Below are 17,400 nucleotides of genomic sequence, written 5' to 3'. Positions count from 1 at the left end.
AAGTTAATGAGGGTACAATAGTAGAAAACTATTCCATTCGAAAAGGAACAGATCCCTATGAAAGCAGTAAATAAATTGAATATCACGATAGTGATTCTTATTGTATGTGTAGCTGTGTTTGCGGTGTGGCATAATCGTGAGCCGAAGGCTACCGCTGTTTTTGGACAACAAGATGAGCCGCCAATGAAAATAGGACCCAAGGCTGGACTGCTCGCTCCCTCATTTTCACTCCAAGGAACGGATGGGGCTACATATGTAGTTGACGGACCACGAGAGAAGGCAGTCCTCGTTAATTTCTGGGCTTCGTGGTGTGATCCCTGCAAGGAGGAAGCTCCGGAGCTTAACACCATGGCCACTAAGTATAAGGATGTTCTAGATATTTACGGTATTAATGTGAGTAGTCAGGATTATAAACCCAATGCAGAACGTTTTATTAAGAAATACGGTCTTGTGTTCCCGGTTATGTTTGATGTGAAAGATGAGGTGTACAGCAAATATAACGGAGCAGTATTTCCTACCAATGTGCTTATTGATAAGAATGGAGTGATCTCAGAGATTATTCTGGGCATTCTTAGTCCGGAAGAGCTGGAGAAAAAAATTATCAAGCTTACCGAATCATAAAGGATCTACACCAAAGAATTATAAAAGGCCCCCTTCATTACAGTTAAACTGTTGAAGGGGGTTCTTCGTCATATGAATGCTTATGAAAGGTATGAATTAATGATTCACCAGGCCTCTAGGTTCAGTACTTCCAGACTGTTCATTTTCCAGCGAGAGTTGATTCAGAAGTGCGTAGCGCATACTGTCAACAAGCGCTTCCCAGCTGGCTTCAATGACGTTACTGGAGACGCCTACCGTACTCCAAGTGTCTGTGAAGTTCTTGGATTCAATCAATACCCGTACTTTCGCAGCAGTCTGATCCTGTTCATCTATAACACGGACTTTATAGTCTGATAGATGCATTTCCTTCAATTGCGGGAAGTAGGTCTGCAGCGCTTTACGAAGAGCGTTGTCGAGTGCATTGACCGGACCGTTACCTTCAGCAGCGGTATAAAGGTTCTCATTGCCAACCTTCAGTTTAACGAAGGCTTCAGATACAACTGGATGCTCTGCGGTTTTTTCGACTAACATCTTGAAGGATTCAAAGGTAAAGGTTTCGTTCATCTCGCCAGTAGCTTCCCGAAGCAATAGCTCCAGCGAGGCATCGGCACCCTCGAATTGATACCCCTGATGCTCCATCGTTTTGATCTTCTCGATCACCCGGCGAGCTTGCTCGCTGCTTGGATCCAAATTCAAACCCATATCTTGCGCCTTGGAGAGCACATTGCTCTGTCCAGCCAGTTCAGAGACCAGCACACGTTGTTTATTCCCGACAAGCTCAGGAGCGATGTGCTCATAGGTCCGTGAATCACGCATGATAGCGGAGACATGGATTCCACCTTTGTGTGCGAAAGCTGCATTTCCGACATAAGGTTGATTTACCGGCAGATTAACATTGGCAACTTCACTAATATAGCGTGCTGTGTTCGTAAGCTGCGGTAAAGAATCACCAGGAATACAGTGGTATCCCATTTTGAGCTGAAGGGTAGGGATGATGGAACATAGGTTGGCATTGCCGCATCGTTCACCGTAACCATTAATGGTACCTTGAACTTGCCGTGCTCCAGCACCGATGGCGCTAAGTGTATTAGCTACCGCCAGCTCACAGTCATTGTGAGTGTGAATTCCAAGATTTGCTCCAGGTAGCTGCCCAGCCAGAGCGGTAACAATCTCATGAATTTCAAAAGGCAATGTTCCACCGTTGGTATCGCACATTACAAGCCAATCTGCTCCGGCTTCCTGGGCTTTGGACAGAACGGCTGCTGCATATTCAGGATTGTTCTTGTATCCATCAAAGAAATGCTCGGCATCAAAAATCACTTCAAGGCCTTTGCGTTTCAAGTAGGATATGGAGTCGCCAATCATGGCGAGATTCTCCTCAAGCGTAGTCTGTAATGCAGTGTGTACATGAAAATCCCAAGATTTTCCGACGAGTGTAGCAGCAGGAACTCCTGCATCAATCATACGTTTTAAATTGTCATCGTTTTCGGCCAAGGAATTCTTCCGCCGTGTGCTGCCGAACGCTGTGATTTTGGCGTTCAGATGAAGCTCCTTGACTCTTTTAAAAAATTCAATGTCTTTATTGTTGCTTCCCGGGATGCCACCTTCAATATAGTGCACACCCAGATCATCGAGCTTCTTGGCAATCTTCAGCTTGTCGTCAGCCGACAGACTGATGCCTTCACCTTGGGTGCCGTCGCGTAATGTAGTATCGAAGATGGAGATGGACTTAGACATGAGTGTCCTCCTAAAAGTTTTGTAAGCTTCGTCTTCCGGATTCACTTCGTGCAAAACTCACATCGGAAGCATTGGCAAGGGAAATGAATTTATACATTATAGCATTTTTACGCGGGAATGTAACAAAGAACTTTACAGCCTCTTAAGTTGACCTAACCGCAGCGGAGAGGTATTCTAAATTGGACAATAGAGACCCTGAGGATAAGAAGGTAGATATTGTGCAGAATGTTAATCAGTATTATCCAACGAGTGGCAGGGTTATCCTGCATGTGGATATGAATGCTTTTTATTGCTCGGTACATGAGGCAGAGGATCCTGACCAATTCAGAGGTAAGGCTACTGCGGTTGCGGGTAGCGTTGAATTACGGAAAGGGATTATTGTTACTTGTTCGTATGTCGCCCGCAGATTGGGGATCTCGACGGGTATGCAGGTTCAGAAGGCGCTACGTATTTGTCCATCGCTTATCGTTATTAAGCCGGACTTCCATTTATACCGCAAATATTCTAATGCGTTTATGCAGATTGCTTATAGCTATACACCATTACTGGAAGCAGTGTCGATAGATGAATGTTACTTAGATATAACTGGCTCCAGGCAATTCGGTACGCCTATGGAAATTGCGGAAACTATTCAGCGCCGTATAATGGAAGAATTGGGCTTGCCATGCTCCATTGGTATTGCTCCAAATAAGCTCCTGGCGAAGATGGCTTCGGATTTAAAAAAGCCAAATGGTATTTCGGTGCTGCGGCTGCGGGATGTACCTAAGATTTTATGGGATAAGCCATGTAATGAAATGTTCGGTATCGGTGGAAAAACGGCAGAGAAGCTCCGTAAGCTGGGAATTTACAGCATTGGTCAATTAGCGGCGTCTGATGAGAAAATGCTGGTTGAGAATTTTGGAGTTATGGGCTCATGGCTAAAGCGTGCAGGGAACGGCATCGATCATGGGATAGTAAATCCTGAGCGAGAGCAAAGTAAGTCGATCGGACACACCACTACACTGCCGCGGGATGTTATTGGCCTTGCCGAGGTACGCCCCATTTTGCTGAATCTAAGTGATCAGGTAGCGCGGCGCTTGCGAAAGCAAGGGCTTGTGGCTTCAGGTGTGCAGCTTACCATTCGGACACCGGATATGAAGACCATTACTCGTTCGCGGCAGCTTGAGGCGCCTTCAGAGAGTGGAGAAGATATCTACAAGTCTGTCTGTGATCTTTATGTTCGACATTGGAATGGTGAGAAGCCTGTTCGACTGCTTGGTGTGACCTTGCAAGGATTGATCGCTAAAGAGGATTCTGCAATACAGTTGGATTTGTTCGATTACGAACAGCAGCCTAAGAAAGAGTCACTGACCAAGGCCATGGATATGCTTCGCAATAAGTTTGGTGAAAATGCAGTTTTGACCGCTGGGATGTTAAGTGACACCCATTCTGCAAGGCTACGTAATCATAAGGAACGAGGCACCTCACTGCAAAAGGATAATCTGTTGTCTGTTGAGTCAGATAAAGATTGATAAAACGTGTCGAAATTGATACTATAGAATGCGTCAGAAATGCAAACGTATTGAAAATCAATTGAAATTGTATTCTTTTTATATTAATATGAGAAAAATAAGACGCTGGTTCAACAGCGCAGCATTGCTTAACGGGAGGCAGAGAAAAAAATGGCTAAGTACACTTGGGTCGAAAAAGACACTTGTATCGCTTGTGGTGCATGTGGCGCAACGGCTCCTGATATTTTTGATTACGATGACGAAGGTTTGGCAGAAGTTATTTACGAAAATGACAGAAACTGCGGTGTGACAGCGATTCCGGACGATTTGTTTGATGATCTCCAAGATTCCTGTGATGGTTGCCCAACCGACTCCATTAAAATTGCGGACGAACCTTTTAACAAAGAAGGTTAATTACTCGATAAAGAGTAACGTGCGACACCAGATAAAGACATCTTCTGCGAACATTTTGTTCGGCTAGGGATGTCTTTTTTGCTGTGTCTGACCGATATTAATAAAGTAGGAATTATAAACTCTCGGAGGTTCCGATGAAGAACTCACAGCACCTCAAAGCATATGTACAGATGCACCCAGATAACAAAATGGCATGGTACTTGCTGGGGAAGGAATACTATAAGAACGGTCAACATGGAAAAGCTAATTATTGCTTCAATCAGGCTGGTGAAGTGTATGAGGCTTTCGAGCATAGTAAGGTACCTGCTGAAATGCTGCGCGAATACGAAGATGGATTGCTACAAGCGAGTCGCCAGCGTGAGCGCGGCCAACAAAGATTGAGATACATATCACTGGCGCTAATGCTTCTTATACTGTTAATGGTACCTTCAGCAGTGGCTCCGGGTATTGGTGTTACTGAAGAACAAGAAGTCCTTCAAGACACGGCAGCTCCAGAAGTCAAAGATCTGCCAGATCCAAAAGACTCCGTCCAAGAGCCAGTTATTGAGGCGAAAAAAGTGATGTATACAGCGCAAGAAAATGCAACTGAGGCTTCGCAAGGAAAGTTAATGGCGAAAATGCTAATGCGTAAAGAACCTTTTGAAGCTGCTGCGTTAGGGATGGAGCGAGAGGGGAAATGGCTGCTCTGGAAAGAAAAGCTTCCGCTAAATTTCACACTGCAAAAGAATGGAAAGGGACGGATGGTATATCAGTCTTACGATCCTAAGGCATGTGCATGTGAGCCGCCAGAGCAAGGGCAACTCACCAAGGATGGAGCAGAATGGCAGGGTGACCAAGAGGAGCTTGCCACACTATGGAGTGCAATCCGGGCTTATCAAGATGCTAAAGGGAAGCTTCCAGATACATTAGCGGATTTGACGGGATCTTTTCCTGAGAACTGGATAGGTGGGACGACAACCGTCATGAAGCGGGAATTCAGCCCTCTTAAAGCGGTGGCTAAGAACAAGATGGCACCGGGAACAGAAGACATAGCGGAGCCTTCAAACTCATCTAACGATGGTGTGAGGACTATACCGACAGCATTAAGTGTGAGTGGAAGTGTTGCGAGTGACGTTCCTTTTTTTGATCAGCCGCTGAGGGTCGTTGTGGATAAACAAAATCACCGGTTGGCGGTAGTCAGCGGTTCTATTATTCTACGAAATTATGCGGTAGGACTTGGCGGAGATAAGACACCAGAGGGGAATTTCGTGATTACAGATAAAGTCGTCAATCCAAATGGTCGAGATGATGGGGATTTCGGTAGCAGGGGGCTTCAGCTTTCGGACAGTAATTATGCTATTCATGGCACGAATGAGCCTGACAGTGTTGGTAAGGATGAATCCCTTGGATGTATTCGAATGGGCCGAGAAGATGTGGAGGAGCTCTTCGCGCTGATTCCTAAAGGTACAACAGTAGTGATTAGTAAAGGGGTTCTGCCTGAAAAGCAGCTTGTGCCGGCTAAACGCTTCAGCTCTACTGCTAAGCATGATCAGACCAACCCCCACAAAGTATACCACTGGCTGAATTAGTTTCCTGCAACGATAAACAGAACGATGATTAGAAGAATTAGTAAAGTTAAACTGACGCCAATCCACATTAGCGCTTTACGGTTAACTTCTTCTTTCTTTTGCTGCAAAGTTGGTGGTTTACGTTTAGTAGACATATTGGGCATACCTTCTTTCTCTCTTAATCGCTGATTACACCTATATTGTAATGCGTTTACAACAAAATTACTATACTCTGCGTTATGTACTCAACATACTCGCACTGTAAAATACTTTTCTTTTGTTCAAGAAAAGGCTAAAATTAAGAAGAAACCTACAGAAACGGGTAGACACGTGGATTAGTGAAGTACCCCTTAAGGAGCGAGAACGGTGTTGTATCGTAATTTTGGTAAACCAATTTTTTTCAAGATTGATCCCGAGAAGGCTCACCATCTCGTCATAGGTGGATTGGATAAATCGTCATCAGTGCCAGGTGGAAGCGCGGCGCTACGTTTAATGTACGGAGTTCCTGAAACGGCGGATTTAGCGGTTGATCTGTTCGGCACGCATTTCCCGACGCCAGTTGGACTTGCTGCAGGTTTAGATAAAAATGCCGATGCGGTAGTCGGATTCTCTTCGATCGGGTTTGGATTTATGGAAGTGGGCACGGTTACCCCTAAGGGTCAACCGGGTAATGATAGCCCTCGTTTGTTCCGTCTTCCTTCGGATGAAGCGCTGATTAATCGAATGGGCTTCAATAATGAAGGGGCTGATGCTATGGCACAGCGTCTGAAGAAATTAAAGAATCGGAGAATTCCTATAGCAGTTAATATTGGCCGGAATAAGATAACTAGTAATGAAGCGGCTCATGAAGACTATCGTCAGTGCATCCGTACGCTTTATCCGTACGGTGATTTTTTTGTGGTCAATATCAGCTCGCCGAATACACCTGGTCTTCGCAATCTCCAGCATGGCAGTGAATTATCGTTCCTGCTGGCTCAAGTGAAGGAAGAAATGGAGATTCAGCGTAAAGCGACCGGGATTACCAAAAGCTTGTTGGTTAAGATAGCACCAGACGTAACTGATGAAGAGCTAGAGTATATGGTTCAGACACTGACAGAAGCTGGTATGGATGGTATTATTGCTACGAATACTACATTGAACCGTGATGGACTTAGTCATGAAAAGGCTAATGAGACGGGGGGCTTAAGCGGCAAACCGCTGCGGGACCGCTCAACGGAGATCATTCGCAGTATTTATCGCCAGACGGAAGGGAAGATGCCGATCATAGGATCAGGCGGCATTTTCACCAGTCAGGATGCGTATGACAAGATAAGAGCAGGTGCGAGTCTGGTCGAAATTTATACAGCTCTCATTTACGAAGGACCGGAGGTTAACCGCAAATTGCATGCCGGATTACGGCAGCTATTACGGCGGGATGGATTCAGTCATATCTCTGAAGCAGTGGGCGCTGATCATCACTGAAGGAGACGAAAGGACAGGAGGACGAAGGCGATGGACGGCAGGGACTGGGGAACTTTTTTGCTTCCATATGAACAGACTGTGGAAGAATTGAAAGTTAAATTCAAAACAATGCGTTCGGAGTTGAAGAAAAGAGAGGAATACACGCCGATAGAATTCGTAACGGGGCGTGTAAAGCGGCTGTCAAGCATTCTGGAAAAGGCTAAACGGCTGAATGTGAAGATGGAAGATCTGGAGACGGGGATTGAAGACATTGCAGGAATTCGGATCATGTGCCAATTCGTGGAGGATATCCGCAGAGTGGCCGAATATATCCGGGCCCGTAAGGATCTTGAAGTACTCTATGAGAAGGATTACATCACTAATTATAAAGAGAGCGGCTACCGCAGCTTCCATATGATTATTAAATATCCTGTGCAAACAGCGCTTGGCCAGAAAATTGTGCTCGCGGAGATCCAAATTCGTACGCTAGCTATGAATTTCTGGGCTACCATAGAGCATTCCCTGAACTATAAATATCGGGAGAGTCTACCCGATGAAATGCGTGTTCGACTAAAGACGGCAGCTGAAGCAGCATCGATCCTCGACAGTGAAATGTCCAGTATTCGGGAAGAGATTCTGGAAGCACAGAAGACATTCGAGGAAAACTCGAATATGACCACTCAGATTCTCAAGGCCATTCATCAATTGTATTTCTATCACTTGGTGAATGAGGCTATAGATACGCAGGCTCGCTTTAACGAAATATGGCAGGTTCAGGATATGGAAGCGATGAAGGAACTTCTAGATCATGTGCGGGGACTCCTTTCCGCAGCTAAAAAGGATAGTTTGCCGGATGGCTTATGAACCATTGTACTTGGAATACCTAGTGTACTTTAATCGTGACAGGGATTATTTTGAATGTCACGAGGTGCTCGAAGAACTGTGGCTTGCCCAGGACCGAAATCCTTTGTACAAAGCACTTCTTCAAGTAGCGGTAGGGTTATACCATTTTCGCAATCAGAATGTGCGCGGTGCAGCTATTATGCTGAGTGGTGCTTCTGCCAAACTGGAAGAATATCCGGCAGCGACACTCGGTATTAATCTGGCGAAACTCGTGGAGGAAGTGAAAGATTATGTTCGGCGCTTAGCATCATATGATGAGCGGCCATTTTCTTATTACGATCTGACCATAGAGATTGTTGATCCGAGTCTAGCGGACCAAGTGGAGAATGCAGCTGTAGCTATCACACCGAATAACCCTCAACGACGTGGTCCTCAGAGACCGACATCCTTTCATCGTAAGTAAAAGATCCTCTATATATGAGTATTGTATAAGGGACACCCGTAGGGGTGTTCCTTGAATCTTTAAACACCTAAATTTTTGCAATACTATCAGGAGGACGGCATCATGGCGGCACAATTGCCCAGTTCTTTCAGCGAGCGTATGATGGACATGCTGGGAACAGATTATAATCAATTTGCGGATTCTTATAAGGAAACCCCATACGGAGGCGTCCGTGTTAACACCTTGAAGATTTCCGTGGAGAGCTTAAAGGCTCTTTCTACTTTAGGACTGGAGCCCATTCCTTGGTGTCCGACAGGATTTTATACAGAGAATGGGGCTAGACCTGGTAAACATCCTCATTACCACGCAGGTTTATATTACATTCAAGAGCCGAGTGCGATGGCACCTGTGGAATTGCTTAATATTGAACCAGGTGATCGTGTACTTGATTTATGTGCCGCCCCTGGGGGGAAATCTACGCAGATTTCAGCCAAGCTGTTAGGTAAAGGATTGCTGGTTAGTAATGATCTTCATCCAGAACGGACTAAAGCTCTAGCTAAAAATCTGGAGCTGTATGGGGTTCGTAATGGTATTGTACTGAACGAAAGTCCAGATCATATCGCGGCTGCATTCCCGCTTTTTTTTGACAAGATCTTGATTGATGCTCCCTGCTCTGGTGAAGGGATGTTCCGTAAAGATGAAGACATGGTGAAGCAGTGGGATTCAGGTACACCTGCCAAATATGCTTCCATGCAGCGGGATATTTTACGTTCTGCTGCAACAGCATTGGCACCGGGAGGTACACTTGTCTATTCCACCTGTACCTTTGCTACAGAAGAAAATGAGGAAATTATAGCCGAGTTTATTTCTGAACATCCACAATTCTCAGTGGTGACGGTAGGAGGTACAGGCTCATTCGCTCCTGGCTTCGGAGAACTCTCAGGTACAGCAAGACTGTGGCCGCATAAGGTGAAAGGCGAAGGACATTTCATGGCTGTATTGCAACATGGGGGAACTAAGCGCTCAATGGAGGAACGTGATCACTTAGAGGTCAAGTTAAACGAATCTGCAAGAGCAAGAACTACTACTCCAAAAAGTGCAGCACACGTTAAATCATCCAATAAATCAGAAGGAAGACGAGGGAAAGAAGGGAAACCCTCTCACAAACCTACTGGTGGCGCTGACCGTGGTCGGCAAGTTTCAGGTGACGAGCAAGCTTTGACTGCGTATGGAAATTTTGTGCGAGATCAGCTTGGTTGGGAACCGCAAGGATATCCGGTTCTGTTCGGTGACCATCTGTACATTTCTCCACTTCCTAAGGAAAGACTAAATGGATTAAAGACGATCCGTCCGGGATGGTATGTAGGACAAATCCGTAACGGAAGATTTATTCCAGGGCATCCAATGGCTACAGCTTTGCATCCGGAAGAAAGCTGCCGAAGTGTCTCACTCTCCAGTACGAATCATGAAGCTATTTCCTATCTTAAAGGAGAGACGTTGTCGATTTCTCAAGAACGTCTCTCTATTAGAATAGGAAGTGCCCAAAAGGGATACGTTCTGGTCTGCATTGATGGCTACAGCGCAGGCTGGGGTAAGTGGCAGGATGGCATACTCAAGAACGAATATCCCGCAGGCTGGAGGTGGATGTAGCAATGAGCCAATCAGGTAAGCCCGCCAAAAAACAACGATTAGATAAAGTGTTGTCCCATATTGGAGTGGGGTCGCGCAGTGATATCCGTAAACAAGCTAAACAAGGCTTAATATTGGTGAACGGGACCGTGGTAAAAGATAGTGGGTTCCATGTGGATCCTTATGCCGATAAAATAGAGGTAGGGGGAGAGGTTGTTACCTACCGTGAATTCATATATCTTATGATGAACAAACCCCCGGGTGTCCTGTCAGCTACGGAGGACAAGCGGGATCGGACGGTTTTGGATCTTTTAAAGCACGAGTATGCACAGTTTGAACCGTTTCCTGTAGGAAGGCTAGATAAGGATACTGTGGGGCTGCTGCTGATCACTAATGATGGGAAGCTTGCCCATGAATTGCTGTCGCCACGTAAGCATGTCCCGAAAACGTACGAGGCAACCATCGAGGGCGATGTAGACGCGGATGATGTCGCGGCTTTTGCAGCAGGGGTGGAGCTGGAAGATGGCTACGTTACTTTACCTGCACACTTAACCATTCTTGGAATAGAGCGCGGCAGCAAAGTGATTTCCCATATTTCACTTATCATCACTGAGGGGAAATTTCATCAGGTGAAGCGTATGTTTCAGGCGGTAGGCAAAAAAGTCACTTTTCTGAAACGTGTATCTATGGGAGAATTGAAGCTGGATGAAAGTCTGCCGCTTGGAGCTTGTCGGGAACTGACGTTAGAGGAACTGGCACTCTTAGGCGCAGATGGGTCAGAAGGATAGTAGAGAAAATGATATATAAATTGATATATATATTGAATTTGGAAACTTGGGATAAGAGAAGGGAGAGACGGAGGGGAATTTTGGAACTGTAAGAGCGATAGCGACCGCCTTTGTTTCCGGATTTCATCCGCTTTTAAACGGTATAAATTAAGAAATCTGGAAACAACAGCGGCTGGAAGTCCAAACATTCACCATAGTTGCCACTGACACTTAACACAAAAAGCCTCAAGTTCAATTATATATAGAAAAAGAAAGACAAGGATGGTGGAGTATGAGATACAAACTGATTGCACTAGATGTGGACGGTACGCTATTAAATGATGATCACCACTTAAGCTCTGAGAATAAGGAAGCTATTGCTGAGGTTACACGTCTTGGCGGTCAAATCGTATTGTGTACGGGACGCAGTCCACAGAACTCGATTCCTTTCATGGAGGAAATGGGGCTGACTGGTTACGTGCTTGGTCACAATGGAGCAGCGACGGTACGAGTGGAAGATCGAGAAGTGCTGCATCAATATGGTATGGATGCACGTGGTCTTGACCCCTATATTGACTATTGCCGTAAGCACAATATTCATTATGATGTGAATACTGCTTTTGATATGTATGTTGATAATGTAGAGAATCTGACTAAAGAAGCTAATTATATGTATGAGCACTTCCGTATTGTGCCAGCGACGCTGCCCGCATGGGAAGATTTCCGTGAACCGGTTGTTAAGTTTACTGTATTTACACAGCCAGAAATCCTTGACGAAGCTGAACGTGAATGGCGTACTTGGGCTCCTGAGTACAATATTTTGCGGAGTGGTGAATTTTTCGTTGATTTGATGCATCCCGAATCTTCTAAGGGAAACGCATTAAGAAATCTCGCTGTGAAGCTGGGAATTCCGCAAGAAGAAGTCCTCTCAATCGGTAATTATTTTAATGATATTTCTATGCTTACCTATGCGGGGATGGGCGTGGCGATGGATAATTCTCCTGTAGAGGTAAAAGCGGCAGCGAATGCTGTTACGGGTTCGAACAATGAGCATGGTGTGCGTGATGCGCTGGTTAAATATTGTTTATCCTAATCTTTTTGATCCTGTAAAATAATTTTAGATGCAAAGCATAAAGCGGACTGGAGTCCTGTTTTATGCTTTTTTTTTTACGTTGACATAAGGATACGAGTAAATCGACAGGTGAATAGAAATGGAAGATAAGTCGTTTACAGGTAATTATAACCATGATAAAATTAGCGGTGGGACATGCGTCCGTAAGCTAATTAAAACTAATTGAATGTCCGCTTTAAAGGTAAAATCATCGAAAGATGATGACACAAAGCCATGGGTCTAAAGCCTTTCTACAGAAGGAAATGATCGCCAGGCCGCCATAGGGATGTCTTATGAAGCATAAAGGATAGCTCTAAGAATATGTAGTCAATTTTGAGCTCTTTTATTATTTCGACCTATACGGCGTTACATTATCGCAAGGGGCCGAAAGGGGAAGTACATGAACAGTTTTTTCAAAACAATAGGCACTAGTTTGGCAGTAGGTGCTTTATTGCTGTCCGGAACGATCAGATGGATGTCTAATCCTGAAGTCGTGTCTGCCGCTACCACAACAGCAGTAACCGCGGATCAAATGATTAGCAAAGTAACGGCAGCCTCTAAAGCAATAAAGAATTTTCACTTAGATGTGATCAAAAAACAGGATATTCAGAGCGGTGGGGTACGTATCAGCAACACTAACACACTGAAGCTGGATATTAATCGACTGCCGAATTTTGCTGCAGCCGGCACCGTTGATAGTAGTCTTTTAGAAACAACGTACAGTCTATATGCCAATGACAAGGAGTTTTACTATCTTGTAGACGGAAGTGAACTGATCGATGAATCTGAAGATGAAGGTTACGACGATGACGGTGAGCCAATCGATCCTGATGCGCAGTATTGGATTGGACTGGAGAAGATGGAGTGGGATTCTTTTTACTCCAAAGGTCAATACGATCCTGTTTCCATGCTTGATTCGGTAAAAAGTTATAAAAAATCTATGAAAGTCAGCACTGCTGGTGCTCAGACAGTCCTGCAATTCACGGTAACCGATCCGACAGCAGCTAAGGGAATAATCAAGCTCTATGACCAGGAGAACCTCTGGGATGGTGAGACAGTTCAACCCAAAAGCGTAACGTGGAAATTATTCGTCAATACTAAGACCTGGCAGACGGAAAAACTGACAGTCGATCTGAGTTATGTGCTGATAAGTGATGGAGAAAAGGATACATACAACACGAAAATCGAAGCTAAGTATTCCAAGAATAACAAAGGTACAACCATTGTAAAGCCCGCCGAACTAGAATAATAAGGTCGTTTTCATATGGAGTAAAAAGCGCTGTTCAGTAGAACAGCGCTTTTTGCTCCATTCATGACAGTAGCCAACAGGAAGTGAGATATGTAAAAAATAAATAAATATAAAATTGACCTACCAATTATTAGGATTTTAGTACATGCTATTTATGTGATTAATAATCTGAATTAATTTAATAGTGTATGAAATATCATGTTGTAACTATTATATTGAAAAGGTATTATAGGTTAGGTGTAAATTTACATTTTTGAGAATTACTATTCTTTTTAATGATTGATAGGGGGAGTGCGAATAATGTTATTATCCACAGAGCTTAGCAAGCTGAACGAAGTGAATTACAGGGAGGACCGATTAGAGGCACTTAATCATTTTTATGAGGATCTCTGTAATAAGAAAGTAGCCGATGGCTATATTTATTCTCTTAGTCGTTATGGAAAAATATTTGCTAATGGAGCGGGGGGACGCTTCAGTTACGAAGAAAATAGTGACCAAGATTTGAAAACGGATACAATTTTTCGAATCGCTTCTATTACTAAGCTGTTTACGGCAACAGCGATCTGGCAGCTAGCAGATGATGGTGAAATTTTTATGGGGCAGCCAGTTAGTTCTATTCTTCCGGAGTTTGATGCCGATCCTTTTAAGCCGATTACAATTGCTCATTTACTGACGCATACCTCCGGCATCGCACCTGATCATGGCACTATAAGTGATACCTACTATAAAAGTGCATGGTGGTATATTTATGAATCAGAGCTTGGAAAAGAAAACTGGATTAAAGCTGGACTTTCCTATGGTATTCGTTTTCCGGTAGGGACTCAATGGATGTATTCATCGTTCGGATACGTGGTTCTTGGTGCAATTATCGAGAAAATAACAGGTGTTATTGCAGAAGATTACATAATGGACAACATTGTAAAACCGTTAGGCATGACAGATACTTTCTTTGATATACCGCCTGAGAAAGCTGGTAGGATCGCTATTCGTTCGGAAGAAGCCAAGGAATATCTTCAGAAGCTGCAAAACGGGGAAATTACGGATGAAGAACAAAGGTCTGAGGAAGAAATCAAGACTCCCGGAACTGGTGGGGGAATGTATTCAACCGTTAATGATCTACAAAAGTTCGGAATCATGCTGCTTAACCATGGGGAATACGAAGGTGGTCATATCTTAAGTCGGATGGCTGTTCAGAAAATGACCAAGCGGTTCAATTCTGAAAAACTTCCAAACTACGCATGGGGAGATGGAGGAGCAGATAGACCATACGGTCTTGGGCCAGACCTTCGATATAATGAAAGTACATCTTATTCTGAAGGCACTTTTTTTCATGAAGGATGGGGGTCTTGTTCTTTGGTCGTTGATCCGGTTGAACAGCTGATTGCCGTTTGGTATATCCCTTTTCATAAAAATATATGGGACGGTAGAGCGATTTTCGGTACAAACAATGTGATCTGGTCCGGACTCGAATAAGAATAAGATTATATGTTGTGAGATATCAAAGATAGGCAGGATGTGACTTATGTTTGAGAAGATAAAGCACCGCTTTCGCGTTATGAGAGCGGTTGCTTTTGTTACTTATAAGGAATGGAGTGCGTACAGAACGCATTCGATGGTTTCTATTTTTGTAGGCCCGGTATATTTTTTGGTGCAGTATTACATATGGAGCGCTGTTTATAGTGGAGAATCCTCTATTAACGGGATGTCGCTCTCTCAGATGCTCTCTTATTTTTGTGCCACGATGTTGATCAACTACTTGACCATGGATTTTGCCGATTGGAATTTACAAATGCTCATTCGCACCGGGAAATTCATTACGTTCTCTTTAAGACCAATGAATCATATGTTCTATGCATTGTCTCAGAAGGCAGGGCATAGGGTACTTGGGCTTATATTTGAATTTATACCCTGTTTTATGATCTTCTTCTTTATTTTTCATATTGATGTTTTACCCGCAAATTTACTATACGCAATGCTATCGATAGCTATGGCGTTCATGATGAATTTTTTCATCCACTATAGTATTGGAATGGTGGCCTTTTGGATGGTGCAATCCTCCAGTATTCGTAACTTTTTCAGTCTTTGTGAGGGGATATTCTCAGGATCACTGATTCCATTGGTCTTTTTCCCAAAATCCTTACAGCTGGCTTCCTTTTTCTTACCGTTTCAATATACGACCTTTCTGCCTGCAATGGTCTATACAGGTAGCTATACTTTAGCTGATATAACCTTACCTATTCCCCAAGTTTTGTTGTTGCAGCTTGTAGCCGTTATTATTGCCGGAATAGTCTGCCGGGTGCTGTATGCGGTATCGCTTAAGCATTTTACGGGGGTGGGCGCATGAAACGTATGTATCAAATATATAAAACCTGCATGAAGGCGAATATTGCTTCTGCTATCACTTATCGTGTTAATTTTATTCTTAATAGCCTTATCATGCTCATAGGGAATGTGTTGTTTCCCCTAGTAACGGTGTTCATCTATAATTCGAATGCTTCATTTGAAGGCTGGACCTTTAAAGAGGCACTATTAATTCAATCTGTTTTCATTTTGTCTACGGCTTGTGCCGGGATTTTTTTTAACGGAATTATGTGGAATACGATGTCTCATGTAGTAGAAGGAACTTTGGAAGTGGTATTAATTAAACCAACCTCGAGCCTTTTTCTGCTGTTGGCCAGATCTTTTGAGTTCGAAAGTATCGGGCTTTTAGGTGGAGGAGTAGTCATGTTCGTATACGCACTTAGCGGAATCGATGGGATGACCATCGGCTCTTGGTTCTTGTTCCTGTTGTTGTTTGGCGCAGGGCTGCTTGTTATGTTCGGCGTGGCACTTATTGTGGCAGCAATTTCCTTCAAATGGGTAGCGAATTCCCGCTTGCCGGAGATGTTTGAGAGCATTAAGTCTTTTGGGCGTTATCCAGGGACGATTTTCCCTAAAGCAGTCGTAGCCGTAAGTTCTTTTCTTTTTCCGGTTTCCATGATTGCTTATTTTCCAGCATCTACTCTGATTGGACGATGGGAAGCCTATTTTTTTATAGCGATTATCCCTTGTGTGTTATTTGCTGCCTTCGGAATTTGGCTCTATACGTACATGCTTCGTAGTTACAAAAGTGCCGGAGGATGAATTTGTATGAAGGAGAATTACATTGGACATTATTACCGTCAAGAATTTAACTAAGCAATATGAAACGTATCACCGTGGACAAGATGCAAAAAGCGTATTTAAAAGTCTGTTTCACCGTGAAAAATCGATTATCACCTCTGTAGAAGATCTTTCGTTCAGTGTTGGAAAAGGAGAGATCATTGGCATTTTGGGCCCAAACGGCGCGGGGAAATCTACGACTATTAAAATGCTGACAGGTGTTCTCTATCCCACATCGGGAGAGATAAATGTTCTAGGATACAACCCTCATAAGCAGAAAAATCAATATGTAAAACAAATCGGAGTACTGTTCGGACAGAAATCGCAGTTAATATGGGACATTCCTCCTTTGGATAGCTTTTATATGAACAAGGAAATTTATGATATTCCTACGAATGACTTTCGTACAAGACTAGATCGATTTGTAAGTATGTTTGAGATTGGTGATATTATCACTAAGCCTACGCGCACCCTTTCACTGGGAGAACGAATGAAATGCGAGTTTATTATGGCAATGCTTCATTCTCCGCCAGTGGTTTTTTTGGATGAGCCGACGATCGGGCTGGATGTTATAGCTAAACAAAGAATCAGAGAATTCATTAAGCAAATGAATCAGGAAGGCACCACATTTATTCTAACGACACATGACTTGGAAGATGTGGAGCGTTTGGTGCAAAGAGTACTAATTATTCATCAAGGTAAAAAAGTATATGACGATAAGTTCTCCGAACTTCGACTTCATCTAGGCGCTAAAAAAGTGGTCAGGCTTTCTGCAGCTACAACGATTGGAGATATTGACCTGCCTGGGACTCTGATATCGGAAAGAATATCGGATTACGAAGTGGAATTAGAGATCGATACCGAGCAGTGTAAAATGGGTGAGTTTCTTCATATTCTTAGCGAAAAGGTAGAGATTCTTGATATATCCATTAAGGAGATCCAAATTGAAAAGATCATCAGCTCCATTTATGAGATGGATATGGGATAACA

At 43.7% G+C, this 17,400-nt stretch carries 17 protein-coding genes and 1 riboswitch; of the genes, 15 read left to right on the top strand and 2 right to left on the bottom strand.

The genetic code is table 11. The features are described 5' to 3' along the window. The first annotated feature begins 57 nt into the window (after positions 1-57). A complete protein-coding gene (locus ACFWMP_RS04320) occupies positions 58-621 on the top strand; it encodes a TlpA family protein disulfide reductase (RefSeq protein WP_379422152.1) in 564 nt (187 codons plus the stop codon). A 96-nt stretch (positions 622-717) separates the two neighbouring features. On the opposite strand, the gene cimA is transcribed toward ACFWMP_RS04320, so the two are convergent. Continuing rightward, a complete protein-coding gene (cimA, locus tag ACFWMP_RS04315; protein ID WP_379422150.1) occupies positions 718-2,337 on the bottom strand; it encodes a citramalate synthase in 1,620 nt (539 codons plus the stop codon). 179 nt (positions 2,338-2,516) lie between these two features. Between cimA and ACFWMP_RS04310 the strand changes: the two genes are divergently transcribed. The 3 genes from ACFWMP_RS04310 to ACFWMP_RS04300 all read left to right on the top strand — a co-directional run bounded on the left by ACFWMP_RS04310 (position 2,517) and on the right by ACFWMP_RS04300 (position 5,809). Continuing rightward, positions 2,517-3,848: a DNA polymerase IV gene (locus ACFWMP_RS04310; protein WP_379422148.1), complete on the top strand. Its 1,332-nt coding sequence runs from the start codon at positions 2,517-2,519 to the stop codon at positions 3,846-3,848. Between the two features lie 150 nt (positions 3,849-3,998). Next, entirely contained in the window at positions 3,999-4,241 is a 243-nt protein-coding gene (locus tag ACFWMP_RS04305; RefSeq protein WP_042186857.1) for a ferredoxin, read from the top strand. 134 nt (positions 4,242-4,375) lie between these two features. Then, the gene (locus ACFWMP_RS04300) at positions 4,376-5,809 is read left to right on the top strand and encodes a L,D-transpeptidase family protein (RefSeq protein WP_379422146.1); all 1,434 of its coding nucleotides are present in this window, start codon (positions 4,376-4,378) and stop codon (positions 5,807-5,809) included. Here ACFWMP_RS04300 and ACFWMP_RS04295 read toward each other — a convergent pair. Continuing rightward, the gene (locus ACFWMP_RS04295; RefSeq protein ID WP_167348489.1) at positions 5,806-5,943 is read right to left on the bottom strand and encodes a hypothetical protein; all 138 of its coding nucleotides are present in this window, start codon (positions 5,941-5,943) and stop codon (positions 5,806-5,808) included. The genes ACFWMP_RS04300 and ACFWMP_RS04295 overlap by 4 nt on opposite strands. A gap of 211 nt (positions 5,944-6,154) precedes the next feature. Between ACFWMP_RS04295 and ACFWMP_RS04290 the strand changes: the two genes are divergently transcribed. The 11 genes from ACFWMP_RS04290 (at position 6,155) to ACFWMP_RS04240 (ending at position 17,398) form a co-directional block, all read left to right on the top strand. Further along, on the top strand, positions 6,155-7,249 hold the full coding sequence (locus ACFWMP_RS04290; RefSeq protein ID WP_042186861.1) for a quinone-dependent dihydroorotate dehydrogenase: 1,095 nt from the start codon (positions 6,155-6,157) through the stop codon (positions 7,247-7,249). Positions 7,250-7,279: 30 nt separating this feature from the next. After that, complete coding sequence (gene yjbM, locus ACFWMP_RS04285; protein WP_042126350.1) at positions 7,280-8,092, top strand: GTP diphosphokinase; 813 nt, start codon at positions 7,280-7,282, stop codon at positions 8,090-8,092. Then, positions 8,082-8,534 carry a DUF309 domain-containing protein gene (locus ACFWMP_RS04280; protein WP_379422143.1) on the top strand — a complete coding sequence of 151 codons (453 nt, stop codon included), beginning with the start codon at positions 8,082-8,084 and terminating at the stop codon, positions 8,532-8,534. The genes yjbM and ACFWMP_RS04280 overlap by 11 nt, the downstream gene beginning before the upstream one ends. 102 nt (positions 8,535-8,636) lie before the next feature. Then, positions 8,637-10,163 (top strand): RsmB/NOP family class I SAM-dependent RNA methyltransferase, encoded by a 1,527-nt coding sequence (locus ACFWMP_RS04275; protein WP_339246927.1) that lies wholly within the window; start codon positions 8,637-8,639, stop codon positions 10,161-10,163. A gap of 2 nt (positions 10,164-10,165) precedes the next feature. Further along, positions 10,166-10,930 (top strand): pseudouridine synthase, encoded by a 765-nt coding sequence (locus tag ACFWMP_RS04270; protein WP_379422141.1) that lies wholly within the window; start codon positions 10,166-10,168, stop codon positions 10,928-10,930. A gap of 271 nt (positions 10,931-11,201) precedes the next feature. After that, entirely contained in the window at positions 11,202-12,002 is an 801-nt protein-coding gene (locus tag ACFWMP_RS04265; protein WP_042186870.1) for a Cof-type HAD-IIB family hydrolase, read from the top strand. A gap of 209 nt (positions 12,003-12,211) precedes the next feature. After that, positions 12,212-12,303, top strand: a riboswitch (cyclic di-GMP riboswitch). A 117-nt stretch (positions 12,304-12,420) separates the two neighbouring features. Continuing rightward, complete coding sequence (locus ACFWMP_RS04260) at positions 12,421-13,269, top strand: DUF6612 family protein (RefSeq protein ID WP_379422139.1); 849 nt, start codon at positions 12,421-12,423, stop codon at positions 13,267-13,269. A 300-nt stretch (positions 13,270-13,569) separates the two neighbouring features. Beyond that, on the top strand, positions 13,570-14,742 hold the full coding sequence (locus ACFWMP_RS04255; protein WP_379422137.1) for a serine hydrolase domain-containing protein: 1,173 nt from the start codon (positions 13,570-13,572) through the stop codon (positions 14,740-14,742). Between the two features lie 49 nt (positions 14,743-14,791). Continuing rightward, positions 14,792-15,613 carry an ABC transporter permease gene (locus ACFWMP_RS04250; RefSeq protein ID WP_379422135.1) on the top strand — a complete coding sequence of 274 codons (822 nt, stop codon included), beginning with the start codon at positions 14,792-14,794 and terminating at the stop codon, positions 15,611-15,613. Continuing rightward, positions 15,610-16,392: an ABC transporter permease gene (locus ACFWMP_RS04245; protein ID WP_339246946.1), complete on the top strand. Its 783-nt coding sequence runs from the start codon at positions 15,610-15,612 to the stop codon at positions 16,390-16,392. Before ACFWMP_RS04250 ends, ACFWMP_RS04245 begins: the two co-directional genes overlap by 4 nt. Before the next feature lie 22 nt (positions 16,393-16,414). Beyond that, positions 16,415-17,398 carry an ABC transporter ATP-binding protein gene (locus ACFWMP_RS04240; protein WP_231573419.1) on the top strand — a complete coding sequence of 328 codons (984 nt, stop codon included), beginning with the start codon at positions 16,415-16,417 and terminating at the stop codon, positions 17,396-17,398. The last annotated feature ends 2 nt before the right edge of the window (positions 17,399-17,400 follow it).

The organism is Paenibacillus sp. NPDC058367, from assembly GCF_042723305.1.
Taxonomy (GTDB): domain Bacteria; phylum Bacillota; class Bacilli; order Paenibacillales; family Paenibacillaceae; genus Paenibacillus_AQ.
This window is presented reverse-complemented; position numbering and strand designations above follow the sequence as displayed.

Coding starts and splice junctions, on each gene's coding strand:
- ACFWMP_RS04270 (WP_379422141.1), top strand. CDS start 10,166: ATGAGCCAATCAGGTAAGCCCGCCAAAAAACAACGATTAGATAAAGTG.
- ACFWMP_RS04305 (WP_042186857.1), top strand. CDS start 3,999: ATGGCTAAGTACACTTGGGTCGAAAAAGACACTTGTATCGCTTGTGGT.
- ACFWMP_RS04280 (WP_379422143.1), top strand. CDS start 8,082: ATGGCTTATGAACCATTGTACTTGGAATACCTAGTGTACTTTAATCGT.
- yjbM (WP_042126350.1), top strand. CDS start 7,280: ATGGACGGCAGGGACTGGGGAACTTTTTTGCTTCCATATGAACAGACT.
- ACFWMP_RS04250 (WP_379422135.1), top strand. CDS start 14,792: ATGTTTGAGAAGATAAAGCACCGCTTTCGCGTTATGAGAGCGGTTGCT.
- ACFWMP_RS04255 (WP_379422137.1), top strand. CDS start 13,570: ATGTTATTATCCACAGAGCTTAGCAAGCTGAACGAAGTGAATTACAGG.
- ACFWMP_RS04275 (WP_339246927.1), top strand. CDS start 8,637: ATGGCGGCACAATTGCCCAGTTCTTTCAGCGAGCGTATGATGGACATG.
- ACFWMP_RS04320 (WP_379422152.1), top strand. CDS start 58: ATGAAAGCAGTAAATAAATTGAATATCACGATAGTGATTCTTATTGTA.
- ACFWMP_RS04245 (WP_339246946.1), top strand. CDS start 15,610: ATGAAACGTATGTATCAAATATATAAAACCTGCATGAAGGCGAATATT.
- ACFWMP_RS04265 (WP_042186870.1), top strand. CDS start 11,202: ATGAGATACAAACTGATTGCACTAGATGTGGACGGTACGCTATTAAAT.
- ACFWMP_RS04295 (WP_167348489.1), bottom strand. CDS start 5,943: ATGTCTACTAAACGTAAACCACCAACTTTGCAGCAAAAGAAAGAAGAA.
- ACFWMP_RS04300 (WP_379422146.1), top strand. CDS start 4,376: ATGAAGAACTCACAGCACCTCAAAGCATATGTACAGATGCACCCAGAT.
- cimA (WP_379422150.1), bottom strand. CDS start 2,337: ATGTCTAAGTCCATCTCCATCTTCGATACTACATTACGCGACGGCACC.
- ACFWMP_RS04260 (WP_379422139.1), top strand. CDS start 12,421: ATGAACAGTTTTTTCAAAACAATAGGCACTAGTTTGGCAGTAGGTGCT.